Source organism: Ferrimonas balearica DSM 9799, assembly GCF_000148645.1.
GTDB classification, from domain to species: Bacteria; Pseudomonadota; Gammaproteobacteria; order Enterobacterales; family Shewanellaceae; genus Ferrimonas; species Ferrimonas balearica.
On sequence record NC_014541.1, the window covers coordinates 3318255 to 3344537 of the forward strand.

Here is a 26283-nt window from a genome sequence, read left to right on the forward strand (position 1 = left end):
CATTAAGATCTGCTAACAGTTTCGGTTTTTTAACGGGGCAATGCGCGTGCCAGACTGGCGTCCACATCCGGACGCAAGGAGAGCCACGTGAAACCCCAGTTAACCATTGCCGCCCTGTCGGTGTGTGCCGCCCTCAGCCTGGGCGGTTGCGCCCAGCAGGCCCCCACCACCACCGACAACACCCCCGCCGCCGGTCAGGTTCAGCAATCCGAATCCGCCCGGGCCAACGCCCTGTTTGAGTCCATCTTTATGGACAACGTGATGGCATCCCCCATCAGCCAAACCTACCTTGGTATCAAGCAGGATCAGGACAAGTGGGATGAGTTCAGCGAAGCGGACTATGCCGAGGGACTGGCACGCAACCAGCGCCATCTGGCACAACTGAACGGCATCGACGCCGACCAGCTCGACCCTCAGACCCGGCTGAGCTACCGACTGATGAAACAGCGCCTGGAGCAATCCATCGCGGACCATCAGTGGCGCCACTACAACTACCCGATCAACCAGATGTACGGTTATCAGTCGACCACTGCCTCGTTCCTGATCAACCAGCACCGCATCAACGATGAAACCGATGCCCGTGCCTACATCAGCCGTCTCAATGGCATCGAGCGCCGTTTCGACCAGGTGATTGAACAGCTCAAGCTGCGCGAGGCCAAGGGCATCGTGGCGCCGCGCTTTGTTTTCCCGTACGCCATCAGCGACAGCCAGAACATTCTGTCCGGCGCCCCCTTTGATGACGGCGCAGACAGCACCCTGCTGGCCGACTTTAAAGCCAAGATCGCCCCCCTGCCCCTGACTGATGCAGAGAAAGCCAGCCTTACCGCCGATGCCGAAGCGGCCCTGACCGGTTCTGTAGCCAACGGCTACGGCAAGCTGATCAGCTTCCTTGAGGGCCAGTATGAGCGTGCCCGCGAGGACGCCGGGGCGTGGAAATTCCCCGACGGTGAGCGGTTCTACAACAACGCCCTGGCCCGCACCACCACCACCGATTTCAGTGCCGCCACCATTCACCAGATGGGCGTGGACGACGTTGCCCGTATCCATGATGAGATGCGCGCCATTATGGCGCGGGTGGGCTTTGAGGGAGACCTGCAGGCGTTCTTCGCCTTTATGCGCACCGACAGCCAGTTCTATCTGGACAACGACGACGCAGGCCGCGCCGCTTACCTGGGGCAGGCTGAGCGCTATATCGGTGATATGAATGAGCGACTGGACGAGGTGTTCGGCGTGAAGCCCAAGGCACCACTGGTGGTGAAGAAGGTGGAAGCGTTCCGCGAAAAGTCCGCCGGTAAGGCGTTTTACCAGCAACCCTCTCCGGATGGCAGTCGCCCGGGCTTCTTCTACGCCAACCTCTATGACATGAGCCACATGCCCACCTATCAGCTGGAGGCGCTGGCCTTCCACGAAGGGATCCCGGGCCACCATATGCAGATCGCCATCGCTCAGGAGCTGGAAGGGCTGCCCAAGTTCCGCCGTTTTGGTGGCTACACCGCGTACATCGAAGGCTGGGGCCTTTACTCCGAATACCTGCCCAAAGAGATGGGTTTCTATGAAGACCCCTACAGCGACTTTGGCCGTCTGGCGATGGAGCTGTGGCGCGCCTGCCGCCTGGTGGTGGACACCGGCATTCACGCCAAAGGCTGGACCCGCGAACAAGCGATCGATTACCTCGCCCACAACACCCCGAATCCCCAGGGTGACGTGGTGAAAGCGATTGAGCGTTACATCGTGATGCCGTCCCAGGCCACCGCTTACAAAGTCGGCATGATGCGATTGCTGGAGTTGCGCAGCCAGGCACAGGGCGAGTTGGGTGAACAGTTTGACCTGCGTGGCTTCCACGACGTGGTGCTGGCCAATGGTCCGCTGCCGCTGAATGTGTTGGGTGAGCAGGTGAATCAGTGGGTGGAGTCGGAGAAAGTCCGGTTGTAACTCCCCCGGCAACGGAAAGAAAAAGGAGGCCATAAAGGCCTCCTATTTTTTTATTTTGTTGGGCGTATTTGTTTTTCTGCCGCGGCCCATCGCCAGCTACCACTCCAAAGCTATGCTGCTTTTTGTAGGGTACGGAGGGTGATCCTTGCTTTTAAAAAAGGCCCCGGATCCGACCGGGGCATAAAAGTCCAGATGATGGATCCTAACAATCCGTCAGAGGCATCACGCGAGGTGTAATGCCTCCGATCAAACGTTACTGACTACTCGAACACTCCAGAGGGGTCATTCCAGAGCCTATCCAGTGACGTTTGATGGGGGCCATTCTAGGGAGAATTTTGATGCTGACAAGCGCAAGATGTTGCGCCATCAACATTTTTATAACTCAGAAGGATATCAATCGTGCACCTGAGTGCTCGATTTTTTTCTTAATAATCAATAAACAACATTATTTGGCGCACATTTTATACAGACACTGTTCTCCTGACAGAACAATGATTTCTCTCACTCATGATTATGACGAGAGGATGTCAGCGCCCTATCCCAGGGAGTGGGGTCACGGAAATGCCCCCGTACAAAGTCGATAAACGCCCGCACCTTGGGCGCGAGGTTCTTTCGTCTGGGGTAAACCGCCTGCAGTGCCAGTGGATGAGTCAGCTTCCAGTCCGGCAACAGCTCAATCAGTTCGCCCTTGGCCAGCTCATCCTCCAGCAGGTAGGTGGCCAGATAGACCACACCGAGCCCGCGCTTAGCCGCATCCTTCAGTGCCGGTGCATCGTCCACCCGATAGTTGCCCTTCACCCGGATTTCGCAGGTCTCCTCACCGCGGGCAAACTCCCAGGCGCCGTGCTCATACCACTCGCTTTTGTAGACCAGGCAGTTATGTTCAGCCAGCGCTGCCGGATGATAGGGCACGCCACGTCGGGCCAGGTAATCCGGTGAGGCCACCAGGATAAAGCGACAGTTCATCAGGGGGCGTGCCACCATGCCCAGCGGCAGTTGCTCAGACATGGTCAGCAGAAGGTCGAGTCCTTCCGCCACCACGTCCACTTTGTGATCGAGGAAACTCAGCTCCAGCTCCAGCGCCGGGTGCTGCTCCATAAAGGCGGGGATCAACGGCATCAGGTGCATGGAGCCGAATGCCTGGGTGATACCCACCCGCAGTACCCCGCGGATCTCCTGTTGCAGGGCCTGCACCCCGGCGACCGCCTGGTCCAGATCCTTCAGGATCCCCTCGCCGTGTTCATAGAGCAGTTCACCGCTCTCGGTCAGACTGAGTGAACGGGTGGTGCGCTGAACCAGCTGCACCCCGAGTTGCTGCTCAAGAAAGCTGACATGACTGCTCACCTTGGATTTGGAGATCCCCAGTTTTCGCGCCGCAGCGGAAAACCCCTGGGCCCGTACCACATGGGTAAAGATCACGATAGGTTCGAGCAGTTCGCGCATTCGCGCTCTCCTTACAACAGCTTGTTCTGGACGAAAAAAAAGCGACGATATCGCTATCGTCGCTATTGTAGCGCCTTTGCCCTGAATCAGCGCAACATGGCCAGCTCCGGATCGCCCTGAACCACCAGGTCAAACTCCGCCAGTTGCGGGATCTGGCGCTGCATCTTCTGCTCCAGCAGGTCCAGCTGCTGCCATTCGCTACACATGGCGTTAGCCCGTTGCTCCAGCGCGGTTGCCTGGGCTTCCATCTCGGTTTCGATGCGCTCGCCCATCCGCTCCATGCGGGTGCCAAAATCTTCCATGCGCTGCTCAAAGTCGCCGCTGTCGCCCTCGCTCATCGCCTGTCCCAGCGCCATCAACATGCCGCCCATGGAGGCGGAGATCACCGACTCAATCTCGGTTTCCAGGGTTTGATCCAGCTCATCACTGAAGTTGTCCATGGCGTTGGCAGAGAGGCGAATGCCGCCATTCTCGGTGCGCATGCTGGCGTTCACCTTATCCTGGATCCGCGCCATCACATCGGTGCCCTGGCTGGGGTCGAGGCCGAAGTCAGACAACTCGGTAAATACCGTGTCCAATGCGGTGCCCGCCAGCATCAGGGCATCATTGACCAACTCCACAACCTTGGGCAGCTGACGCTCCATCTCGGCATGATAATCCCGCACCAGAGTGCGCTGGCTGGCGTCCAGATCAACGCTTTTACCCCGTACCCAAAGCTGGTCTCCCTGGATCCGGTAGAGACTCTCTCCGGCGTCGCTAACCTCGAGGGAATCCCGCTCCAGCTCGATGTCATAACTCAGTGACAGCTCACACTCGTCGCCAAAGTTGAATTGGGAGGGTTCCGCGGCCGCGCCAAATCCGAACAGAGCCAAAGCCAGCATCACGCTACGTGCAATCATCATGGTGTCCTTTTCCAGTGTCTTGTCAGTCTAGGCAGTATGCCAAGACCGGGCCAATCCGCTGGCCTCTCCCAAACCTAACACTAAGCAAATGAATTTAAAGCAATAAAAAACGCCACTCCAAAATGGGGTGGCGTTCTTAACCTGAGCCGGTTGGCGAATTTCACTAAAAAATAGAGCGTCCTAGCCGCTTGGCCAGCAGTTCCAGCGCCGCCGTTCCCGCATGGGAGTTACCGCTGTCGTCCAGTTCAGGCGACCAGACACAGAGGCTCATCTCCCCCGGCACCACGGCAATGATGCCGCCGCCAACGCCGGATTTGCCCGGCATCCCCACCCGGTAAGCGAACTCACCGGCCCCATCATAGAGTCCGGAGGTGGCCAGCAGGGCGTTGATCTGGCGGGTCTGACGCTCAGACACCAGTCGCCGTCCCCCCAAAGTCACCCCCTGATTGCAGAGGAAATAGGCGGCTTTGGCCAGATCAGCGCAACTCATGCGGATGGCGCAATGGGAGAAGTAGGTTTGCAGCACCTGATCGACGTCGTTGTGGAAGTTACCAAAGGACTTCATCAGGTAGGCGATCGCCGCATTGCGGGCCGAGTGCTGGTACTCCGACGCCGCCACCACCTTATCGGAGATCAGGTGGGCATTGCCGGAGAGGTCACGCATCAGTTCCAGCAAGCGCTGGCGAGGTGCACTGAGGCGACTCTCCAGCATATCGCTGATCACCAGCGCACCGGCATTGATAAAGGGGTTACGCGGTACCCCCTTTTCAAACTCCAGCTGCACCAGGGAGTTGAAGGGATTGCCTGAAGGCTCCTTCCCTACCCGTTGCCAGAGCTCCTCCTCGCTGTAGAGCATCATCGCCTGCATCAGTGCAAACACCTTGGAGATACTCTGGATGGAGAAGGGTTCGTGCCAGTCACCGGCGCCGATTACCCCACCCTCAGCACTGCAAACGGCGATGCCCAGCTTATCGCTGGGCACCTCTGCAAGAGCGGGAATGTAATCGGCGACCTTGCCCTCGCCGAGCAGCGGCCGGACTTCGTCCAGCACGCTCTCCAGCAGCGCTTTATCCGGCAGCACGCAGGATTAGCCCCACCACAGGTCAAACAGTTCGCTGACCTTCAGCTCGGAAACCGGCTGCTTGGCGAAGAAGGCTTCCACCGCAGCGCGGTGCTCTTCGGTGCACTTACCCAGTTTCTGGGTGCACACCAGGCCTTCCCAGGCTTTGTGGCCTTCGCCGGAGAAGCCCAGTTGGTTCGGCTCAATCACCTCGTCGATAAACTGGTCGACAATGGCGTCGATCTGTTCTTCGCTGACATCGGCGTTGAATACCCAGGCCACATCAAAGCCCAGCTCCTGGAACTCATCGGTACGCAGTTTCTTGCGCAGGCGGGCATTGCGTTTGGCTTGCAGCTTAACGGCCATCAGGCACTCCTTAGTTCACACGACGGTAAATCAGGTCCCAGACGCCGTGACCCAGGCGGTGACCGCGGGCCTCGAACTTGGTCAGGGGACGGAAATCCGGACGGGGCACGAAATTGCCCTCGGTGGCGGTGTTTTCAAAACCCGCCGCCGCGTTCATCTCTTCCACCATGTGCTCGGCATAGTGCTCCCAGTCGGTGGCCATGTGGTACAGGCCGCCCATCTTGAGCTTCTGGCGCACGGAAGCGATGAACTCTTCCTTTACGATACGACGTTTGTGGTGACGCTTTTTGTGCCACGGATCAGGGAAATAGAGTTGCACCCGGTCCAGGCTGGCATCCGGGATGCAATCCGCCAGGATCTCCACCGCATCGTGTTGGTACAGACGCAGGTTGGTGACACCCAGCTCCTCGGCGTACATCAGGCAGGCGCCCACACCCGGGCCATGCACTTCGATGCCGATAAAGTTCTTTTCCGGCTCCGCTTTGGCCATCTCCACCAGGGATTTGCCCATGCCAAAACCGATCTCCAGCACTACCGGCGCTTCACTGCCGAACACTTCGGCCAGATCGATGAGGCCCTGCTCGTGGGTCAGACCCATGGTAGGCCAATACTGCTCCATGGCGCGGGACTGGCCTTTGGTCATACGGCCTTCGCGCTTGACGAAGGAGCGGATCTTGCGCTGGCGCAGCTCCTCGACCGGCTGCGTCGGCTTTTGCTCGTCACTCATCTGGATCTTCTCGCTCTGTGGACCGGACGCTACACTGGGCGCCCCGAAAAACGCGTGATTGTATTTTAGGTTGCTCACTGATGGAAGCGAACACCGGAAGCTTTGCCAAGCGAATGCTGGATTGGTATCAACAGTATGGCCGCAAAGACCTGCCCTGGCAGCAGAACCGCACCCCTTACCGGGTGTGGCTGTCGGAGATTATGCTGCAGCAAACTCAGGTCACCACGGTGATCCCTTACTACCTGAAGTTTACCGAGCGCTTCCCCACCCTCATCGATCTGGCCAACGCCGAAGATGACGAAGTGATGCACCTGTGGACCGGCCTCGGCTACTACGCCCGCGCCCGCAACCTGCTCAAAGCCGCCCGCCAGGTTCGCGACCAGCACAACGGCGAGTTTCCCACCCAGATTGACCAGGTGATGGCGCTGCCCGGTATTGGCCGCTCCACCGCCGGTGCCATTCTCAGCCTCTCCCTGGACCAGCCCCACCCCATCCTCGATGGCAACGTAAAGCGGGTGCTGGCCCGTCACCAGGCCATTGAGGGCTGGCCGGGCAACAAAGCGGTGGAGAACCAGCTGTGGGACCTCACCACCACCCTGACCCCGGCGCAGCAGGTCCAGCCCTATAACCAGGCGATGATGGATCTGGGCGCCAGCCACTGCAGCCGCAGCAAACCCAACTGCCCGGCGTGCCCGGTCAATGACGACTGCCGGGCTTACGCCCAGGGCCGACAAGCCGATTACCCGGGCAAGAAGCCGAAAAAGGAGAAGCCGGTAAAAGCCTGCTTCCTGTTACTGCTGCGCCATCAGGACGAGGTGTATCTGGAGAAGCGCCCCGGTGCCGGCATCTGGGGCGGACTGTGGTGTCCGCCTCAATACAACGACAAGGCCAGCCTCGACCACGCCCTGCTGCCGCTGAAGGCCCAGCAGGCCCCGCAGATGCTGACGCCGTTCCGCCACACCTTCAGCCACTACCACCTGGACATTCAGCCGGTGCTGGTACAGCTGAGCGCACCACTGTCGCAGGTCGCGGAACATCCGGGCCAGTGGTTTGCCCTCGGTGCCGACAACCGCATCGGTCTGGCAGCCCCCACCGAGCGCCTGCTGGCCGAACTGCAAAACCAATACCCACAATGACCGTGCATAGAAGGCACTGGCCACATCTGGTATAACTGCGCTGACACCTAAGTGAGGACTCCGAACCATGGCACGTACCGTATTCTGCCAATACCTGAACAAAGAGGCCGAGGGCCTGGACTTTCAGCTGATCCCCGGTGAGCTGGGCAAGCGGGTGTTTGACAACATCTCCAAGGAAGCCTTCGGTCTGTGGCAGAAGAAGCAGACCATGCTGATCAACGAGCACAAGCTCAACATGATGAACGCCGAGCACCGCAAGATGCTGGAAGAGAACATGGTGAAGTTCCTGTTCGAAGGCGAAGAGATCCACATCGAAGGCTACAAGCCGCCGGAAGCGTAAGCCGCCTCCGCCCCAACGCCCTGCCCCGCAGGGCGTTGTTGTTTTCAGCCCTCAGTAAGCGCCCGCATCGCGCAAGGCACTGTCCAGCGCCTGTGCCATCTGACGATACCCCTCGGCATTGAGGTGGATAGGATCAGACTTGTAGCCGGGTGTCCGCAATAACTCCCCCACCAGTGAATCCACCAGCGGTACGCCATACTGCTCGGCCAGCTCCGGATAAAACGGTGCCGCACTGGAGAACAACCGCTTCTCCGGTACCGCCACCAACATCACCTGCACCCCCTGCCCCTGAGCCGTTTCAATCATCTGCGCCAGATTGTCCCGAATGGCATCCGGCGGGCGGTTACGCAGGATATCGTTGCCCCCCAACAGCAACAGAAGGAGATCCGGTTGTTCGGCCGCCAGCACCTGCGGGAGCCGTTGCAGACCCGCCGGAGTCTGTTCGCCGGACACCCCGGCGTTCACCACGTGCAGGCCACTGAGCTGCGCCAGCACCGTGGGGTAGTCCTCCCCCTGCCCGGCCCCCACCCCACGGGTCAGGCTGTCGCCAAAGGCCACGATGGTGCCATCGGCAGGCAAGGGCGTCAGGCCAGGGCCGCCGCAACCGACCAATCCCCACAGCAGAGCCACCAACAAAAAGCCCGCCCGCATCACACTTTTACGCATCGCTCCCTCCTGTGGTGGCTGAGTTAGCCGTGTTCTCCAACCGCATATTCTCCGGCGTCTCTGCCACCAGCGCCCCGGGTTTGCGCCAACCCGGCCAAAATCGTTCAACAAGAGTACCGGGATTGGGTGGATAATGGCCACCTGCGCATCTTTCAGGCAAACGATAAAAATCGAGTTGACTTAGTCAGGCAAAATCCGTTTAATAGCGCTCCGTCGCCAAGCAAGCGACAACAAGTTGCCTCGTTAGCTCAGTTGGTAGAGCAGCGGATTGAAAATCCGCGTGTCCCTGGTTCGACTCCGGGACGAGGCACCACCTTTTCCCCCTTAGTTCAGTCGGTAGAACGGCGGACTGTTAATCCGTATGTCGCTGGTTCAAGTCCAGCAGGGGGAGCCACTTTCGCCTCGTTAGCTCAGTTGGTAGAGCAGCGGATTGAAAATCCGCGTGTCCCTGGTTCGACTCCGGGACGAGGCACCATACAACGAAGCCCTGACCGCAAGGTCGGGGCTTTTTTGTATCAATCCGCAGCGGATTGGCCTATTCAAAGATCCGCGCGTGTCCCTGCCCCGACTCCGGGACGAGGCACCATCTTAGAGAAAGCCCTGACCGAAAGGTCGGGGCTTTTTCGTTTCCGCGGTTGGCAGAGCAGCGGATTGACTTATTTAAGAATCAGCGCGTGTCCCTGGTTCGACTGTGGATGACATCCCTGTCATCTGCCCCCTTCGGGCCGCCGCAAGCGGCGTCATGTCCGGCATCCTGCCTCCCATGGCCGGGACGAGGCACAATACAACGAAGCCCTGACCGATAGGTCGGGGCTTTTTCGCTTCCGACCACCGCGATATCCAAGCGCTTGGACCGTGTTCTTTTAGCCCACGGCAGAACACTCGAACAAAATTTGGCCAATTGGCCATCTGCACACACCAAGGCTGGCCCTCCTTCCCTGTCTGGTCCGCATAGGCGCCCAACTCCTTGTTATGAAGGTCATTTATTTACGGCCTCTCACACTGGAAGCCGTTGTCCCTCGGGCTTTTGAGCCACGCCGACTGCACAACACATGTATCACTTTGTCACACCCATAAATTTAACTCTTGACCAAACTTTCGTTATCCGTACTTTTATCGTGGTTACTGAAATGCTGCTCAATCGAAACCAGAGATGAATTTTATTCGCTTGAGCAAGCCGGGGAGTCAACGTAACTTTCCGGACAACTCGACCGAGCCTTTAGTTGTTACCGAGTCGATAAGATGAAAGAAATAACAACAATAACAATGCTTTACTTTGCCAGCTTGGCATCAGCACAGGGGCAGGAATTCGCTCCATACGATCAGTACCTACCCCACAACACCATCGAGTTAACGGTGTCGTCCGGGGTCGGACAGTTTGGTAATCCTGTCGCCTTCTCCGAACCGCTCCCGCTGCACCTGCTGCCATCCGTGCGCTACTACGGTGAGCGTTTCTATATCGACAACCTCGACGTCGGCTACGCCCTGACGGAACGCCCGGACTGGCAGCTGGATCTTATCGCCCGCCCCAGCCTGGAAGCGCTCTACTATCTCGATCAGGATGGCGCCGCTTTTCTTGCCAATATCTTCTACGGCCTGCGCCCCAACCTGCTGTCGGCCAAAGCGGTGGAAGACATTGAGCGGGACTTCTCCTATCTGGGCGGACTGCGCTACGACTACTATCAGGGCGCCAGCCGGTTTGGCCTGTCGCTGCTCACCGATCTGACCGGCGTCCACCATGGTCAGGAGTGGCGGGCGGAAGCGTCACACCGCTTCAGCGCCACCAGTGGTGACCTTCAGCTGACCTTCGGCCTGCGCCTGCTCAGTGAAAACTACACCGCCTATTACTACGGTCTGCGCAAAGGGGACCTGGGTTCGCCCATTCCGCCGGTCTACATCGGCGCCGATGCCGCACTGAACCCCTATCTTCGCCTCGACTACCACTACCCTCTGCGTGCCAATCTGGCCCTGGTTGCCCACGGCTATGTCGAGCACATTGATGATGAACTGAGTCGCGGCCACCTGATCGCTTCCTCCGCCATCGTCAACTGGTTCGCCGGAATCAGCTGGAGGGTGTTCTGATGCCGTGGCTTTTTGTCCTGATGCTGTTGGCGCTGCCGGTTCAGGCAGACGAATCCGGTTGGCTCAGTGAGTTCCAGTTGCGCCCCTCCGAGTGCCTGATCCCGAAGCTGGCCCCAGGCTGCCAGGTGGTTATCGACTTCTACTGGCAACTGACGCAAGCCACCACCGTGTGCCTCTACCGGGAGGATGAAAAGACGCCCCTGTATTGCAGCGACAATCAGGAGGTGCGGACCCGACACCGTTTTGAGCTGCAACAGAGTACCCGCTTCCACCTTCGCCTGGAGCAGCCGCCCTATCCCAGCGCCGTGCGCCAGTTTGACCTGATGCGCCACCTGCACCATGAGCTGAGACGTCGCCGTAAGCCACCGTGGAGCCTGACATGACCTGCGCCAATATTCTGTTGATTGAAGACGACATCCAACTGGCTCGCTGGACCCAGGAGTACCTGGAGGCCCACGGCCTGAACGTGGAACACCATCGCCATGGCAACCGACTTGAACAGTTGCCACTGGCCACCCATTTCGACCTGGTGCTGTGTGATGTGATGCTGCCGGGACGCAATGGGTTTGAGATCGTAGAGGCCATTCGCCAGCGATTCTCCGGGCCCATCCTGATGCTGACCGCGCGCAATAGCGAGGAAGACCAACTGCGCGGCCTGCACGGTGGTGCCAGCGATTATCTGGTGAAGCCCACCTCTCCCGCTCTGCTGCTGGCGCGGATCCAGGCCCACCTGAGACAGCAGCAGCGCCGTACCGATGACTCGTTGATTCAGGTCGACGGACTCACACTGGACCCCGACGAAAATCGGGCGTGCTATCGGGGCGCAGACCTCAACCTGACGCCCAGTGAGTTCTGTCTGCTGGCACTGTTTGCCGCTCACTACCGGCAGGTGCTGACCCGCGAGTTCCTGTTTACCCACGGCATTGGCCGTGCCTATGACGGTCTGACCCGCACCATCGACGGCCGCATCACCCGGCTCAGAAAGAAGCTGGAAGGCAAGTGCCCACTCACCATTAAAACCATCTGGGGCAAGGGCTACCTGCTGACCCGTAGCGACGAGGCTGGCTCATGATCCCGGGCTTTATCCGCTTCTACCTGCTGCTGGTGCTGCTGGTGGTGGGCGCGGCGCTGATGCTGGATGGCATGGCGATTTGGGATCAGCACAACAGCAAGTTCTGGCTGAACTCCGATGACCTGAAGCGAGCCATCGCCAATCAGACCGAATGTCTGACACAACAGACCTCCTGCCCGCTGTTTGAGCTCCACCCACTGGCGGGCGACAGCATCCAGCTCTCTCCTGAGTTGGCCAATGAGCTCGCGCACGGACAGCCGCTGTTGGTGCAACGCAATGACCAACAGGGGTGGCTGTATCTGCAGGAACAGGGGCAACTGTACAAACTGGGCCCAATTCCACTCAGCGCCGACCAGCATCAGGAGTGGGACGGCCAGGCGATCTGGTTCTACGGCTCCGTATCCCTGCTGTTCCTACTCTGGGTACTGCCACTGTTCCACACCCTGCACCGCCTGAACCGCGCCGCCATGGCGGTCTCCAATGGCAGCCAGCCCCGTGCCCTCAAAGTGCAGCGCCACTCGGTGGTGGCACCGCTGGTCAACTCCTTCAATCAGATGACTCGCTCGCTGACTGAGCTCATGCAACTTCAGAGGGAGCTGTCAGCCACGGTATGCCACGAGATCCGCACCCCACTGGCGCGCCTGCGTTTCGCCAGCGAGATGGTGGAACAAACCCCCGCCCCCATTCTGCGCCAGCGCCTTCAGGGCATCACCGATGAGATAGACCTGTTACTCGATGAGTACCTGGTTTACGCCGCATGTGAACAACGTCGGCCGCAGCTGGATAGCGTCACCCAACCGCTCTACCCGTTGTTGGCCAAGGTGCAGTGCCAATACCAGCCGTTGCTCAGCCAGCAGATCCGGCTCGATTGCCCGACGGATCTGCACGCCTGCTTTGACAGTACAACCCTCAGCCGGGCCGTTAATAATCTGGTCAGCAATGCCGCTAAGTTTGCTCACCAGCAGATCGACATCCGGGTCGAACGGCGTGATGGCGAAATCCAGCTGGTTGTGGCCGATGACGGCCCCGGCATTCTCAGTCAGGACAACCTGATGGAACCCTTTGTCCGCGCAGACCAACGCAACAAAGGGTATGGGTTGGGCCTCGCCATAGTGCGGCGGGTCATGGAGTGGCACAAAGGCCGGGTTCATATCGGAAACTGCTCTAAACTGGGTGGCGCGGCCGTCGAGTTGCACTGGCCGACGAAAAATGCAGCAAACGCACCGGGCCGCAGAGGATTCAGTTGACTCCATCAGGCAAAGACCGTTTAATGGCGCCCGCTGCAACGCAGTACTGCCTCGTTAGCTCAGTTGGTAGAGCAGCGGATTGAAAATCCGCGTGTCCCTGGTTCGACTCCGGGACGAGGCACCATCTTAGAGAAAGCCCTGACCGAAAGGTCGGGGCTTTTTCGTTTCTGTATTCGTAGCGTGGGCTTTCAGCCCACGGCACCGCACGCCATTCGAAACCGCCCCGTGGGCTAAAGCCCACGCTACCCTGTCTGGCATCACACTACACCAGTGACCGCCGCCAATTCGTAGCGTGGGCTTTCAGCCCACGGCACCGCGCGCCATTCGAAACCGCCCCGTGGGCTAAAGCCCACGCTACGTTGCCAGTTGCCCCCTCTCTGGCATCCAACTCCAGCAAAACGCCTGCCATCACCGCCTTACCTGGATTTGAGGCACCTCCAGCAGGGTCAGCGGCCGACCCCAATGGGCCAGCAGGGTTTTGATGTCATCCGGTTTAAGCACCCAGGTTTTGGTGTTGTCCATCGGATGGCAGTGCAACCCCTCCCCCTGCCAGATCGCTTCATCGATCCAGAGTGTCACGGCTTGCTCCGGGTCATTCACCAGCGCCAGCAGCGACACCCTTCCGGGTTGAATTCCAAGGTAGCGTTCCAGCCGCTCGGCAGAGGCGAAGCCCAGGCGGGACAACTTCATCTGTCTGGACAGCGCTTTCAGATCCACCTGTTTGTCAGGCGCGGTCACCAGCACAAAGTGGCGTTTGCCGTAGTTGTCCCTCAGGAACAGGTTTTTGGTGCGCTGACCATCCCGGTCCAGTGCCAACCGGTCCGCTTCACTGCAGTCGTGCAGCGGCGGATGCTCATAGGCGTGGTAATCGATGTTGAGGGAAGCCAGCAAGGACTGTAGCGTCATAAGGTTCAAAGCAGAGTGGAGAATGCGCTCACCTTACCCCTGGTGTCCCGTTGTCTCAATGGCAAACGCCCAACTGAGCTGCTAGGTTCTGAGCGGCACCCCATAAGGAGATGGATATGATCACCCTGTACGGATTTCCCAAGTCCCGCTCGCTTCGCATCAGTTGGCTGCTTGAGGAGCTCGGCCTCCCCTGGCAGTACCACCTGGTGAACTTCACCCAACGGGAGCACCGCAGCCCCGAGTACCTGGCCATCAATCCCGCAGGCAAAATCCCGGCGCTTACCAATGGTGATCTGACCCTGACCGAGTCCGGCGCCATTGCGCTCTATCTGGCCAAACGTTACGGCAAAGGGCGCTTCCTCCCTGTTGCCGGCAGCGATGAAGACGCCCTGCACGATTTCTGGCTCTGTTACATCCTGACCGAACTGGAGCAGCCGCTCTGGACCATGGGCAAACACAAGTTCGCCCTGCCGCCGTCACAGCGGGTGGAGGCCGTTCTGGCCACGGCCCAGTGGGAGTTCGCCAAGGCATTAAAAGAGGTTGAGGCGCGCATTCCTGAGCAGGGGTTTCTGCTGGGTGATGAGCCGACGGTTGCCGACATTCTTTTGGCCCACACCCTGAGCTGGGCCGCCGCATTTAAGCAGCCACTGAGCCCGGTCGCCGATGCGTTCAGAGCCCGCCTGACCGACCGCCCCGCCCGGGCCAGGGCACTGGAGAAGGAGAGTGCGGCACTGCCCGCAGACTAATCCCCCATCCTGACCGGAACACGACGGCGCCCCCAGCGACCGGGTTCGGCCTCAAACCGGCCCGGTATCGCTTCGCCACATTGGGCGCACCGCCCCGCCCCCGTGGCATCTGCTGTCACGGCCCACTGGCCCAACTGATACCAGTCCCGTTCAATCACCAACGCCCCGCAGCCCGGACACCAGGTGCTGCCGCCTTTGGGGTCGTGCACATTGCCGGTGTAGACGTAGTGCAGCCCCTCCGCCATGGCGATGGTCCGCGCCCGGGTCAGCGTCGCCGGAGGCGTTGCCGGGCGGTCCAGCATCTTAAAATCCGGGTGAAAGGCGGAGAAGTGCAGGGGCACATCCGGCCCCAGTTCGTCCCGGATCCAGGCCGCCATCTGGTGAAGCTCGCTGTCGGAGTCATTCAGCCCGGGAATCAACAGGGTGGTGATCTCAAACCAAACCTCGGTTTCACGACGCAGGTAGCGCAAGGTGTCCAGCACCGGTTCGAGGTGCCCGCCACAAACCCGCTTATAGAACCCCTCGGTAAACCCTTTTAGGTCCACATTGGCCGCGTCCATACCGGCAAAAAACTCGGCCCGGGGCTCCGGATTGATGTAGCCGGCGGTGACCGCCACACTCTCCAGCCCCCTCTGCCGGCACGCCTCGGCCACATCCAGCGCGTACTCCATAAAGATCACCGGGTCGTTGTAGGTAAAGGCGATGCTGCGGCAGCCCATCCGCTCCGCAGCCTGCGCCAGTTGCAGTGGTGTCGCCTTGCCCGCCAGAGTGTCCATCTCCCGGGACTTGCTGATGTCCCAGTTCTGGCAAAACTGACAGGTCAGGTTGCAGCCCGCGGTGCCAAACGACAGCACCGGCGTCCCCGGCAAAAAGTGGTTCAGCGGCTTTTTCTCTATGGGGTCAACACAGAACCCGGAAGAGCGCCCGTAGCTGGTCATCACGATCTGGCCCCGCTCCGCCTTGCGCACGAAGCAGACCCCGCGATGGCCCTCTCTGACCGTGCACAATCTGGGACACAGGGTGCAGCGCACTCTGCCGTCCTCCAGTGCCTGCCAATACCGGGTGGGAACCGTGCTGCCTGTCATGCCGACGCTCCTCGATGCTCACCCTATAATCATAGTGTCGGGCCTGCCAACGAGCCCGACGGGGAGCATCAGCATGAGGATCCGTCCCGCTGCCGTGGCCGGTTACTTCTATCCCGGGGAGGCCAATGAACTGGCCCGGGAGGTCGATCGGCTGCTGAGCCAACCCAAACCAGCCCTGCCCGCCCCGGCAAGGGGTCTGATCGTGCCCCATGCCGGTTATGTCTACTCCGGCGCCATCGCCGCCAGCGCCTACCTGACCCTGCCGGAACAAAGGTTCCGCCGGGTGATTCTGATGGGGCCGGCCCACACCAAAGCCGTCAGGGGCATCGCCCTGCCGGACTGGACCCACTACCAGACCCCCCTGGGCCGGGTGGCCCTGGATACCGACGCCATCAACAGGTTGGACGGCCAGTATGAGAGTCGTATCGACAACCTGGCCCACGCCCGCGAGCACGCACTGGAGGTGCAGCTGCCCTTTATCCAGGTGCGCCTGTCCGGGTGTCTGTTGCTGCCGATGGTGGTGGGGGCGATCCGTTCCGAAACCCTGGCTGAGTGCCTGACTGCCCTGATGCAGCCGGACGACCTGTTGATCGTCAGTACCGACATGAGCCACTTCCTCACCGAAGCCGAAGCGGAACAGCGTGATCAGGACACCATCGCCCGCATCCTCTGCCTCAGTGACGACCTGCTGGGAGAGGAGGCCTGTGGCGCCTACCCCCTCAACGGTGCACTGTGTTGGGCCAAACGAGCCGGATTGCGGGCCCACCTGGTCGCCCGGGGCAACTCGGCGCAGGTCAGTGGGGATCACGACAGGGTGGTGGGTTATGCCGCTTTCGCCCTCTGCTGAAGAGCAGCGCCGCTGGCTGGCACTGGCACGAGCCAGCATCGCGTCCGACTGGCACCCTCAGCCGTTGCCGCAACTGGAGTTGGGGGACCAGGTCGCGGACCTGTTCGTTAGCCTCCATATCGATGGCGAGCTGCGGGGCTGCATCGGCGCCACCAATAACGACCGCCCGCTGGCACAGAGCATCGCTTACCTGGCCCGTCAGTGCGCCTTTGCCGACCCCCGCTTCCCGCCACTGACCGAAGCGGAGCTGGCACGCTGCCACATCAGCATCAGCGTGCTGGGCCCGAAACGGCCGCTGCCGGCCACCGACAGAACGACACTGGAGGCCGCGCTCTGTCCCGGCGAAGGCTTGCTGCTGAGACAGGACGGGCGACAGGCGATTTTTCTGCCCCAGGTGTGGGAGGGCGTCAGTAGCCCCCGTGAGTTTGTGGATGCCCTGATGCGCAAAGGTGGATGGCAGCACTGGTCGCCCCGAATGCAGGCCCGAAGCTTCGACTGCCTGGTGGTGCAGGAGGGGCTGGAGCCCTGATTACACCCGCAGGTGAAAATAAATGGTCGATTTTCCATCAAACTGCTTGCGATTTACGCCTGACTCCGTATAATGCGCGCCTTCAAGTTCGACCTTCTATCGTACACGCCCGTCGGGCTTGATGAATGGGGGTGACCAGCGCCAGACGACTTCAGTTAATTTTGGGACCGTCTCTGGGCTCTCACCTCTCACTATTTTTGCAGGGCCCTCCCCTGCCCCAATACAGAGCACCTAATGTCTAACAGTGTTGAATTTTCCAGCCTCGGTCTGCCCGAGTCGCTGCTGAGCGCCCTTTCCGCTATGGGCTTCACCTCCCCCACCCCGATTCAGGCTCAAGCCATCCCCTTCATGCTGGATGGTCACGATATCCTGGGTGAAGCCGCGACTGGTACCGGTAAAACCGCTGCCTTCGGTCTGCCTGCTCTGGCTGGTATCGACCCGCGCCAACGTGCCGCACAGATGCTGGTACTGGCCCCGACCCGTGAACTCGCCATCCAGGTAGCAACCGCTCTGGAAGAGTTTGCCGTGAACATGAAAGGCATGCGCGTTACCACCCTGTACGGTGGTCAGCCCTACGGCCCTCAGCTGCGCGACCTCGAGCGTGGCACCCAGGTGGTGGTTGCCACCCCTGGCCGTCTGATGGATCACATCCGTCGCGGTAGCATCGAGCTGGATAGCATTCAGTGCTGTGTATTGGACGAAGCGGACGAGATGCTCAACATGGGCTTCCTCGAAGACATCGAGTGGATCCTGGAGCACCTGCCTGACCAGACCCAGATGGCTCTGTTCTCCGCCACCATGCCGAATCAGATCCGCCGCATTGCCGAGCGTTTCCTGAAAGATCCGAAGCACGTGAAGATCGCTTCTGACCGCACTCAGAAAGCCAACATCGTGCAGAAGGCCTGGAAAGTGTCTGGTCTGAACAAACTGACCGCACTGGAACGTCTGTCCGAAACTCTGGACTACGACGCCATGATCGTTTTCGTACGTACTCGTAACGACACCATGGAACTGGCCAACCACCTGAACAACATGGGCTTCAAGGCCGCCGCTCTGAACGGCGACATGAGCCAGCAGCAGCGTGAGCACACCGTTGCCCAGCTGCACAAAGGTAAGATCAACATCCTGATCGCCACCGACGTGGTTGCCCGTGGTCTCGACGTACCGCGCATCACCCACGTACTGAACTTCGACCTGCCGATGGACTCCGAGTCCTACGTGCACCGTATCGGCCGTACCGGCCGTGCCGGTCGCAGCGGTGAAGCGATCCTGTTCGCCCGTCCGCGTGAACTGCGTCAGCTGCGCTTCTACGAGCGCTCCACTGGCGGCACCATCGAAATGATGGAGATGCCGACTGCAGAAGAGCTGGGCAAACACCGCGTTGCCAAGCTGAGCGTTGAGCTGGCTGAATGCGTTGCCCAGACCGACCTGGCCGAAATGACCGGCATGCTGCAGGAGATGGCTGAGCAGAACGAACTGTCCATGGAGCAACTGGCTGCCGCCCTGCTGTTCCAGCGTCAGCGCAGCAAGCCGCTGAAGCCGAAAGCTGACCCGGCCCCGCGTTTCGAGCGTGGTGAGCGCGGTGAGCGTGGCGAACGTGGTGAGCGCGGTGAGCGTGGTGAGCGTCGTGAGCGCAAGCCGCGTCCGGACATCCAGTGGGACACCTACCGCCTGGAAGTGGGCCGTGAGCACGGTACCCAGGTGAAGGACATCGTTGGCGCCATCGCTAACGAGATCCAGCTGGAGAGCAACTACATCGGTCAGATCCGTCTGCACGATGCGCACTCCCTGGTTCAGCTGCCGGCTGCCATGCCTGCCGACGTGCTGTCCAAGCTGAAGAGCGTCACCGTTCGCAGCCGTCCGCTGGCCGCTGAGCGCACCAACGAAGTGATTGAGCCGCGTCCGCGCCGTGAAGGTGGCCGTGACGACCGCCGTGGCGGTTTCCGTGGCGAAGGCCGTCGTCGTGATGGCGACAACAGCAACTTCCGCGGTCGTCGTGACGGTGAGAACAGCAACTTCCGTGGCCGTCGTGACGGTGACAACAGCAACTTCCGCGGTCGTCGTGACGGTGACAACAGCAACTTCCGTGGCCGCCGCGACGGTGACAGCAACTTCCGCGGTCGTCGTGACGATGATGGCCAGCGCGGTCGTCGTCGTGACAACGACAGCTACGGTAACCGTTGATCGTAAACCGTTAGCGAAAGCGCCGTAATCTGATAAGCTGCCGTGATTTTTTTCACGGCAGCTTTTTTTATGTGGTTTAAACGCCTTCTTCCCCTGCTCCTGCTGCTGGCCAGCCCGGCCAAAGCCGACAGCGAGCAACTCGCCTCCGCCCTGCGCATCGCCCTGCCCGCCGCCGCTGCGGGAACCGCCCTGTGGAAAGAGGACTACGATGGCCTGTGGCAGTTTGGCCTGAGCTTTGCCGCCAGCAGCGCCACCACCCTAGTGCTGAAAAGCGCCGTCGACGCCGACCGCCCCGACGGCAGCGACAACGACAGTTTCCCCAGTGGACACGCCACCAACGCCTTCTCAGCGGCAGCCTATCTGCAGCGTCGCTATGGCTGGCAATATGGGGCACCCGCCTATGCGCTCGCATCCTGGACGGCAGTCAGCCGGGTCAACACCAACGATCACAACTGGGCCGACGTTCTGGCCGGCGCCGCCATCGGCATCGCCTTTAACCAGTGGTTGGTGGACCCGCAGGCTCCGGTTCAATTGGCCCCGGTAGTGCTGGATGATGGCTTGATGATCAGTGGCATAGTGACCTTCTGACAGCCCCAGCAAGATCAATAAATTGACATATTTTTCAAGTCACTAAGTCGTTTCACGCTACACTGTCCGGTAACCAACGCTGGGACCGGCCTGGACATGAACGACTCTGCGCCCGACGCGGCGGCAGGCAAAAAGCCGCCGCCTTTGCGACAGCGGCTGCTGTGGCAGTTGCTGCTACCCATGGTCTTGCTTCTGATCGCCATCATGGGTTTCAACCTCTACATCGAGCAACGTGAATGGCAGAAAGAGATCCGCCAGCACCTTGCTGATGAGGTGATGCTGGTGGCTGAGCGGCTCGATGGGATCCTCACCGGCGTGGTCACCACCGTCACCGGTTCAGTCATTCTCCTTTCCGAAGAAACTGAGCTGAACGAAGCCCAGCTCTACCGCCTGACCCGCTTCCATCTCCAGAACAACCCCTACCTCTACGGCAGCGCCATTGCGCTGGACCCCAGCCATCTTGGCCGCCCCTTCAGCCCCTACTCCTGGCGTGACCGCAGCGGCACCCAAAGCATGGACATCGCCGCCAACGCGTACGATTACAGTGACGGCGGCTGGGCCTGGTGGGAGATCCCCGCCAAGAAGAACACCAGCTACTGGACCCCGGCCTATTTCGATGACAGCGCCGGCAACATCCTGATGACCACCTACAGCGCCCCCTTCTTCTATCAGGGGCGCTTTCAGGGGGTGGTAACCGGAGACCTCGCCCTGCAACGCCTGCATGACCTGCTTGAAGTGGGGATGGAGGAGCTGCTGATTGCGGACCGGGATGGCTTCATGCTGGCCCACGCCAACCCGGAGTTCATCCTCAACCGCAACCTGTCGCAGTTGCTGGACAACGACGCCAATCCCGCCGACCTGCTGGACCGGATGCGCCAGCAGGAGCTCGGCATCGAGCGGATGGTGATGGCCGATGGCGGTGAGTTCGTGGTGGCCTATCAGTGGATTCCCACCACCGACTGGCTGCTGGCCATTGCCCGCCCGGCGGAGACCGTCGACGCCCCCATTCTGGCCAAGATGCGCAACAGCGTCCTCCAGCTGCTGCTGTTCACCCTGCTGTTCGCCCTGATCGCCTGGTGGCTGACCCGGCGCATCGCCCGCCCGCTGGAGCAACTGCGCCATCGGGTCATCGCCCTGCAGCACGGCAGCCGCTCTCTTACCGCCCTCAAGGTGCCCGGCACCGAAGAGATCCAGGCCCTCGATCAGGGGCTGCTGAGCATGGCGGAAGCGCTGAAAGAGCGGGAACTGAGGCTGCAGGATGCCCACGGCAGCCGCCTGGCCAAACTGCTGGAGGGGATGGGCGACACCGCGTTCTACTACGCCATGGACCCGGACGGCAAAGTGCTGCACGCCAGCGACAGCGTCAAGGCGGTGCTGGGTTACAGTCCGGAAGAGTTTGCCCGACGCTACCCGCGCCTGTTTGTCGATGATGAGATCAACGAATCCAGCTGGCGCTATCAGGAGCAGCTGATGCAGGGGCAGGCGGTGCCGCCCCATCCCCTGGCCCTGCGCCATGAAAACGGGGAGGTGCGCCAGTTCAGCGCCTATATGCAGCCGGTCACCGACGTTCAGGGTGACCTGCTCGGCATCGAAGCGCTGCTGACCGACATGACCGAAGAGCTGGAAGCGGGTCGCTGGTATCAATCGGTGCTGGACGCCGCCCCGGATGCGATCCTGCTGGCGGAGCCCGACGGCACCGTGGTCTACCTCAACCAGCAGGCGGAAAGCCTGACCGGTTACCTGCGCGACGAACTGATCGGCCAGAGTGTGGAGGTGCTGGTGCCCCCCGCCAGCCGAAACCATCACCCGCAGCTGCGCGAAGCCTTCCTCAGCGATGCCACCGCCCGTCCTGGCGGCATGGAGCTGGCGCTCTACCGCGCCGACGGCAAGAAGCTGGCGGTGGAGATCAGCCTGAGTGAGCTGCCCGCCTTTGCGGGACAACAACCCCGCATCGCCGCCATCATCCGCGACATCAGTGAACGCCACGCCATGGACCGCAAACTGCGCGAGTCCGAAGAGCGCTTCCGCACCCTGGTGGGCAACATTCCCGGCGTGGTGTACCGCTGCGCCCTGGACAGCCACTGGACCATGGCGTTCATCTCCGACCACATCAAGGACCTCTCCGGCTACCCGGCGTCCGACTTCCTAAACAATGCCAAGCGCAGCTTTGCCAGCCTGATCCATCCTGAAGACGCAACGCGGCTGGCCGAAGTGGTGAAGCTTGGGGTCGAGGCCGGCGACAGCTGGTCACAGGAGTACCGCATCATCAACCGCCGGGGTCAGGTGCGCTGGGTCTACGAAAAGGGCCGCGCCCACTACGACGAAAACGGCAAGCCGATGTGGCTGGATGGCTCCATCCACGACATCACCGAAGCCCGCAGCAACCATCAGCAGATGCTGGCTGCCAAGGCTCAGCTGGAAACCATCACCGAGTCGGTGCCCGGCGTGGTATTCCAGCTGCAGCAGGATGACTCCGAACTAGGGATCCGCTGCAGCTTTGTCAGTGGCGGCATCCGCCAGGCCCTCGGGGTCAGCAAGAGTCGCGTGCTGGAGAACCTCAACAGCGTGCTGGAGTTGGTGCACCCGGAAGACCGCGGTGCGCTGGAAACCACCCTGAAGCGCTCCGCCGACAGTCAGCAGGACTGGTCGCGGGAGGTGCGCTTTGTGATTGGCGGGACGGAGCAGTGGTTCTCCGTCAGTGTGCAGGTCAGTCGCGATGACAGCGGCGCGCTGTGGTGGAACGGCTTCCTGGTCAACATCAGCCAGCGCAAGGCGATGGAGCAGCAGCTGGTCAACTCCGAAGCCCACTTCCGTGCCCTGTTTGATAACGCCGGTATCGCCATCGTCACCCTCAATAAGCTGGGGGTGATCGGCGAGGCCAACGAGCGGTTCCAGCAGTTTGCTGAGCTGGAACCGGAGCAGTTGATTGGCCAGCACATCAGTCAGCTGTTGCCGGCGGAAGACCGCGACAGCTTCAACCAGTCGCTGGCCCCCCTGCTGGCGGGCGAGCAGCGCCACCTGGCGCAGGAGATGCGTTACCGCAAGCCGGACGGCTCTCTGCGCTGGGCCGACATGCGCGCCGTGGTGCTGAAGGATTACCAGGGGGGACTCTCCGCCCTGGTACTGACCATGTCCGACGTCACCGAGCGACGCCAAATCAATGAAGCGCTGCGCCAGGCCAAGGAGGCCGCCGACGCGGCCAGCAAGGCGAAAACCGACTTCCTGGCCAATATGAGCCACGAGATCCGCACCCCGATGAACGCCATCATCGGCATGACCCAGCTCTGCCTGCAGACCGACCTGCCGCCGCGCCAGGCCGACTACCTGCGCAAGATCGATTCCGCCAGCCAATCGCTGCTGGGCATCATCAACGACGTGCTCGATTACTCCAAGATTGAGGCGGGCCGACTGGAGCTGGAGCAGGAGCCCTTCGCTCTGGACGAGCTGCTGGAGCAACTGTCCGACCTGTTTGCCGTCCGGGCCAAAGAGAAAGGGGTCGAGCTGCTGTTTGCGGTAGAACCCGAGGTGCCCGCGCGGCTGAACGGCGACATGCTGCGGCTGGGCCAGATCCTGATCAACCTGCTCAGTAACGCCATCAAGTTCACCGACCACGGCGAGGTCGTGCTGGCGATCCGCCAGCTGGACGGCGCGCCACCGGGCCAGACCCGACTCACCTTCTCGGTGCGCGATACCGGCATCGGCATGAGCCCCGAGCAGCAGGCCCGGCTGTTCCAGTCTTTCTCCCAGGCCGACAGCTCCACCACCCGCAAATATGGCGGTACCGGGCTGGGGCTGGCGATCAGCCAGCGCCTGGTCAGCCTGATGGGAGGACAGATCCAGGTGAACAGCGCCGCAGGCGCGGGCAGCACCTTCCACTTCAGCATCGAGCTGGCCCTGCCGGAACAACCGCCACAACCGGAGCTGTTTGAGCTGGAAGGGCGCCAGGTGTTGCTGGTGGACGACAACGACACCGCGCTGGAGATCCTGGAGCGCAACCTCAGCGCCTTTGGCTTCGACGTGATCCCGGCCCACAGCGCCGAGCAGGCACTCGCCCTGCTGCCGGAACTGTCCGATATGGTGCTGGTGATCACCGACTACGACATGCCCAAGATGAACGGCCTGGAGTTGGCCGAAGCCATGAAGCAGCAGGGCCATAACACCGCCATGGTGTTGATGATCTCCGCCTATGGCGATGAAGCGCTGCAACAGCAGGCGGAGCAGACCGGCATCGGCGCCCTGCTCTCCAAACCCGCCAACCCCTCACGCCTGCTCGACACCATTCTGAGTCTGCTTGACCAGCGCCACGAAACCACCCCGGTGCGTCGCCGCGCCCACTGGCAACTCGATGACACCCAACGTTCCGCCATCGCCAATAAGCGGGTGCTGCTGGTGGAGGACAATCAGGTCAACCAGGAGGTGGCCTGCGAGTTCCTGCGTCAGCTCGGCCTGCGGGTCAGTGTGGCGGAACATGGCGGGGTCGCGCTGGAGAAGCTGAAGAGCGGCGAGTACGATCTGGTGCTGATGGATTGTCAGATGCCGGTGATGGACGGCTACCAGGCCACCCGGGCGATTCGGGACCAGCTGAATATGACGCTGCCGGTGGTGGCCATGACCGCCAATGCCATGCAGGAGGACCGGGAGAAATGCCTGGCCGCCGGGATGAACGAACACATCGCCAAACCCATCGACCTGAGCCAGCTGCACCGGGTGCTCTGGCGTTACCTGGCGCCGGATGCGGAACAGCCCGACGCCAATCCCGCCCCCGGCGCCAACCTGCAACCCTGGCCCCGCAGCCCTCTGCTGGACGTGGATAAGGGACTGGCGCTGGTTCAGGGCAGTGCCAAATTGTATGAGCGCCTGCTGACCCGCTTTGCGGAGTCCCAGGCCACCGCCATGGACACCCTCGCCGCGGCGGTCAGCCAGGGCGACTGGGCCCAGGCCCAGCGTCTGGCCCACAGCCTAAAAGGGTTGGCCGGCAGCCTCGCCAGCCCTCAGCTGGTGCGCTATCTGGCCAAGCTGGAGCGCCAGTTCAGCCAACAGCAGGATGACCCCAAGCTGCGGGTACGGGCCGGCAAAACCCTGGCCGCCATCCTCGACGCCATTAACCAGTGGCACCACACCCCGCCCCCCAGCGATGCCCCTCCCCTGGCGGATGCGGCGCTGATTGAGGCCCTGTCCGAACTGATGCCCCTGCTCGATGCCTACGACGCCAGTGCCGCCGACAAGGTGGAAGCGCTGGCGGAGGGACACAGTGACGCTAACCTGGCTGCGCTGGCTAAACTGATCAAGGGATACCAGTTCGACCAGGCCAAGACATGGCTGGACGCCTGGCTAAAGCACGCAAAGGAGACCCCTGAGCATGACTGACGGCCGAGCCACCATCCTGGTGGTGGACGACATGCCTGAAAACATTGATGTGCTGGTGGGCATTCTCAAAGCGGATTACAAGATCAAGGTGGCACTGAACGGCCCCACCGCGCTGAAGATTGTCCAGGCCAGCCCGCCGGACCTTATCCTGCTCGACATCATGATGCCGGAGATGGATGGTCTGGAGGTGTGCCGACGCCTGAAAGCACAGCCGATGACCTCCCCCATCCCGGTGATATTCGTGACCGCGCTGGGGGAAGTGTCGGACGAAGCCGCCGGACTGGCGGTGGGCGCGGTGGACTACCTGACCAAGCCGGTCAACGCCGCCATCGTTCGGGCCAGGGTCAAAGCCCAGCTCGCCCTGTACAGCCAGGCCCAACACCTGGAAAGCCTGGTACGGGCCCGCACCGAGGAGCTGGAACAAGCGCGTCTGCATGTGGTGCAGTGCCTGGGCCGGGCGGCCGAGTACAAAGACAACGAAACCGGCCTGCACGTCATCCGCATGAGCCACTACGCCGAGAAGCTGGCCCGGGCCGCAGGCCTGCCGGAACACTTCTGCCAGGTGTTGCTGCACGCCGCGCCCATGCACGACATCGGCAAGATCGGCATCCCCGACGGCATTCTGAAGAAAGCGGACCGGCTCGATGAGCAGGAGTGGGGCGTGATGCGCACCCACCCTGAATTGGGCGCGCGCATCCTCGGCGATCTGGAAACCGAGCTGATGCAGATGGCCAGCACCATCGCCCTGACCCACCACGAGCGCTGGGATGGCGAGGGCTACCCACAGGGGCTGAAAGGCGAGGCCATTCCCATTGAGGGCCGCATTGTCGCCATTGCCGACGTGTTCGACGCCCTCACCTCACGCCGCCCCTACAAGGACGCCTGGACCATCGAGGACACCCTCAAGCAGATGATCAGCGACAGCGGCAGCCTGTTCGACCCCACCCTGATGGAACACTTTGTCGGGCTGGAGCCGGAACTCCGCCTCATCGCCGAACGCTATCGGGAGCAGCGATGACGCTTGCCGAAACCCCGCGGCTTGGTTAGCGTAAGCCCCT

The 26283-nt window shown here is 61.2% G+C and carries 22 protein-coding genes and 4 tRNA genes; 18 read left to right on the top strand and 8 right to left on the bottom strand.

Features of this window, described 5'->3' with window-relative positions; translation table 11 throughout:
* Positions 1–87 precede the first annotated feature (87 nt).
* Positions 88–1932: a DUF885 domain-containing protein gene (locus FBAL_RS15135; protein WP_013346458.1), complete on the top strand. Its 1845-nt coding sequence runs from the start codon at positions 88–90 to the stop codon at positions 1930–1932.
* Between the two features lie 501 nt (positions 1933–2433).
* On the opposite strand, the gene FBAL_RS15140 is transcribed toward FBAL_RS15135, so the two are convergent.
* From FBAL_RS15140 to trmB, 5 genes are all read right to left on the bottom strand, one after another.
* Complete coding sequence (locus tag FBAL_RS15140; RefSeq protein ID WP_013346459.1) at positions 2434–3375, bottom strand: LysR family transcriptional regulator; 942 nt, start codon at positions 3373–3375, stop codon at positions 2434–2436.
* Positions 3376–3461: 86 nt separating this feature from the next.
* Positions 3462–4277, bottom strand: a complete 816-nt coding sequence (locus FBAL_RS15145) for a YggN family protein (protein ID WP_083771233.1) — start codon at positions 4275–4277, stop codon at positions 3462–3464.
* Positions 4278–4440: 163 nt separating this feature from the next.
* A complete protein-coding gene (gene glsB, locus FBAL_RS15150) occupies positions 4441–5355 on the bottom strand; it encodes a glutaminase B (RefSeq protein ID WP_041251805.1) in 915 nt (304 codons plus the stop codon).
* Positions 5356–5364: 9 nt separating this feature from the next.
* Positions 5365–5703 carry a YggL family protein gene (locus FBAL_RS15155; RefSeq protein WP_013346462.1) on the bottom strand — a complete coding sequence of 113 codons (339 nt, stop codon included), beginning with the start codon at positions 5701–5703 and terminating at the stop codon, positions 5365–5367.
* 10 nt (positions 5704–5713) lie between these two features.
* Positions 5714–6430 carry a tRNA (guanosine(46)-N7)-methyltransferase TrmB gene (gene trmB, locus FBAL_RS15160; RefSeq protein WP_013346463.1) on the bottom strand — a complete coding sequence of 239 codons (717 nt, stop codon included), beginning with the start codon at positions 6428–6430 and terminating at the stop codon, positions 5714–5716.
* A gap of 80 nt (positions 6431–6510) precedes the next feature.
* On the opposite strand from trmB, the gene mutY reads away from it, so the two are divergent.
* Together mutY and FBAL_RS15170 are read left to right on the top strand one after the other, a co-directional pair.
* On the top strand, positions 6511–7566 hold the full coding sequence (mutY, locus tag FBAL_RS15165) for an A/G-specific adenine glycosylase (RefSeq protein WP_013346464.1): 1056 nt from the start codon (positions 6511–6513) through the stop codon (positions 7564–7566).
* Between the two features lie 67 nt (positions 7567–7633).
* Positions 7634–7906, top strand: coding sequence for an oxidative damage protection protein (locus tag FBAL_RS15170; RefSeq protein WP_013346465.1), 273 nt, complete (start codon positions 7634–7636; stop codon positions 7904–7906).
* A 51-nt stretch (positions 7907–7957) separates the two neighbouring features.
* Here the strand turns inward: FBAL_RS15170 and FBAL_RS15175 are convergent, their stop codons facing one another.
* A complete protein-coding gene (locus FBAL_RS15175; protein WP_013346466.1) occupies positions 7958–8572 on the bottom strand; it encodes a GDSL-type esterase/lipase family protein in 615 nt (204 codons plus the stop codon).
* Positions 8573–8809: 237 nt separating this feature from the next.
* Between FBAL_RS15175 and FBAL_RS15180 the strand changes: the two genes are divergently transcribed.
* From FBAL_RS15180 to FBAL_RS15215, 8 genes are all read left to right on the top strand, one after another.
* A tRNA-Phe gene (locus tag FBAL_RS15180) sits at positions 8810–8885 on the top strand.
* A 5-nt stretch (positions 8886–8890) separates the two neighbouring features.
* Positions 8891–8966, top strand: a tRNA-Asn gene (locus FBAL_RS15185).
* A gap of 5 nt (positions 8967–8971) precedes the next feature.
* A tRNA-Phe gene (locus FBAL_RS15190) sits at positions 8972–9047 on the top strand.
* A gap of 881 nt (positions 9048–9928) precedes the next feature.
* Positions 9929–10654, top strand: a complete 726-nt coding sequence (locus FBAL_RS15195; RefSeq protein ID WP_171814279.1) for a MipA/OmpV family protein — start codon at positions 9929–9931, stop codon at positions 10652–10654.
* Positions 10654–11037 carry a DUF3019 domain-containing protein gene (locus tag FBAL_RS15200; RefSeq protein ID WP_013346468.1) on the top strand — a complete coding sequence of 128 codons (384 nt, stop codon included), beginning with the start codon at positions 10654–10656 and terminating at the stop codon, positions 11035–11037. Before FBAL_RS15195 ends, FBAL_RS15200 begins: the two co-directional genes overlap by 1 nt.
* Positions 11034–11726, top strand: a complete 693-nt coding sequence (locus FBAL_RS15205) for a response regulator transcription factor (RefSeq protein WP_013346469.1) — start codon at positions 11034–11036, stop codon at positions 11724–11726. The genes FBAL_RS15200 and FBAL_RS15205 overlap by 4 nt, the downstream gene beginning before the upstream one ends.
* Complete coding sequence (locus FBAL_RS15210) at positions 11723–12973, top strand: sensor histidine kinase (protein ID WP_013346470.1); 1251 nt, start codon at positions 11723–11725, stop codon at positions 12971–12973. The genes FBAL_RS15205 and FBAL_RS15210 overlap by 4 nt, the downstream gene beginning before the upstream one ends.
* 48 nt (positions 12974–13021) lie before the next feature.
* Positions 13022–13097, top strand: a tRNA-Phe gene (locus tag FBAL_RS15215).
* A 284-nt stretch (positions 13098–13381) separates the two neighbouring features.
* On the opposite strand, the gene FBAL_RS15220 is transcribed toward FBAL_RS15215, so the two are convergent.
* Complete coding sequence (locus FBAL_RS15220; RefSeq protein ID WP_013346471.1) at positions 13382–13879, bottom strand: prolyl-tRNA synthetase associated domain-containing protein; 498 nt, start codon at positions 13877–13879, stop codon at positions 13382–13384.
* Between the two features lie 116 nt (positions 13880–13995).
* Here FBAL_RS15220 and FBAL_RS15225 point away from each other — a divergent pair, with 116 nt between their 5' ends.
* A complete protein-coding gene (locus tag FBAL_RS15225; RefSeq protein ID WP_013346472.1) occupies positions 13996–14625 on the top strand; it encodes a glutathione S-transferase family protein in 630 nt (209 codons plus the stop codon).
* Here the strand turns inward: FBAL_RS15225 and amrS are convergent.
* Positions 14622–15710, bottom strand: coding sequence for an AmmeMemoRadiSam system radical SAM enzyme (gene amrS, locus FBAL_RS15230; protein ID WP_013346473.1), 1089 nt, complete (start codon positions 15708–15710; stop codon positions 14622–14624). The two genes, FBAL_RS15225 and amrS, sit on opposite strands and share 4 nt — an antisense overlap.
* Before the next feature lie 73 nt (positions 15711–15783).
* Between amrS and amrB the strand changes: the two genes are divergently transcribed.
* From amrB to FBAL_RS15260, 6 genes are all read left to right on the top strand, one after another.
* Entirely contained in the window at positions 15784–16557 is a 774-nt protein-coding gene (gene amrB / locus FBAL_RS15235) for an AmmeMemoRadiSam system protein B (RefSeq protein ID WP_013346474.1), read from the top strand.
* On the top strand, positions 16535–17086 hold the full coding sequence (amrA, locus tag FBAL_RS19685) for an AmmeMemoRadiSam system protein A (protein WP_013346475.1): 552 nt from the start codon (positions 16535–16537) through the stop codon (positions 17084–17086). Before amrB ends, amrA begins: the two co-directional genes overlap by 23 nt.
* Positions 17087–17320: 234 nt before the next feature.
* Positions 17321–19270: a DEAD/DEAH box helicase gene (locus tag FBAL_RS15245; RefSeq protein WP_013346476.1), complete on the top strand. Its 1950-nt coding sequence runs from the start codon at positions 17321–17323 to the stop codon at positions 19268–19270.
* Between the two features lie 69 nt (positions 19271–19339).
* Positions 19340–19858, top strand: a complete 519-nt coding sequence (locus tag FBAL_RS15250) for a phosphatase PAP2 family protein (RefSeq protein WP_013346477.1) — start codon at positions 19340–19342, stop codon at positions 19856–19858.
* A 96-nt stretch (positions 19859–19954) separates the two neighbouring features.
* Positions 19955–25225, top strand: a complete 5271-nt coding sequence (locus tag FBAL_RS15255) for a PAS domain S-box protein (protein WP_013346478.1) — start codon at positions 19955–19957, stop codon at positions 25223–25225.
* Positions 25218–26243, top strand: coding sequence for an HD domain-containing phosphohydrolase (locus FBAL_RS15260; RefSeq protein ID WP_013346479.1), 1026 nt, complete (start codon positions 25218–25220; stop codon positions 26241–26243). The genes FBAL_RS15255 and FBAL_RS15260 overlap by 8 nt, the downstream gene beginning before the upstream one ends.
* The last annotated feature ends 40 nt before the right edge of the window (positions 26244–26283 follow it).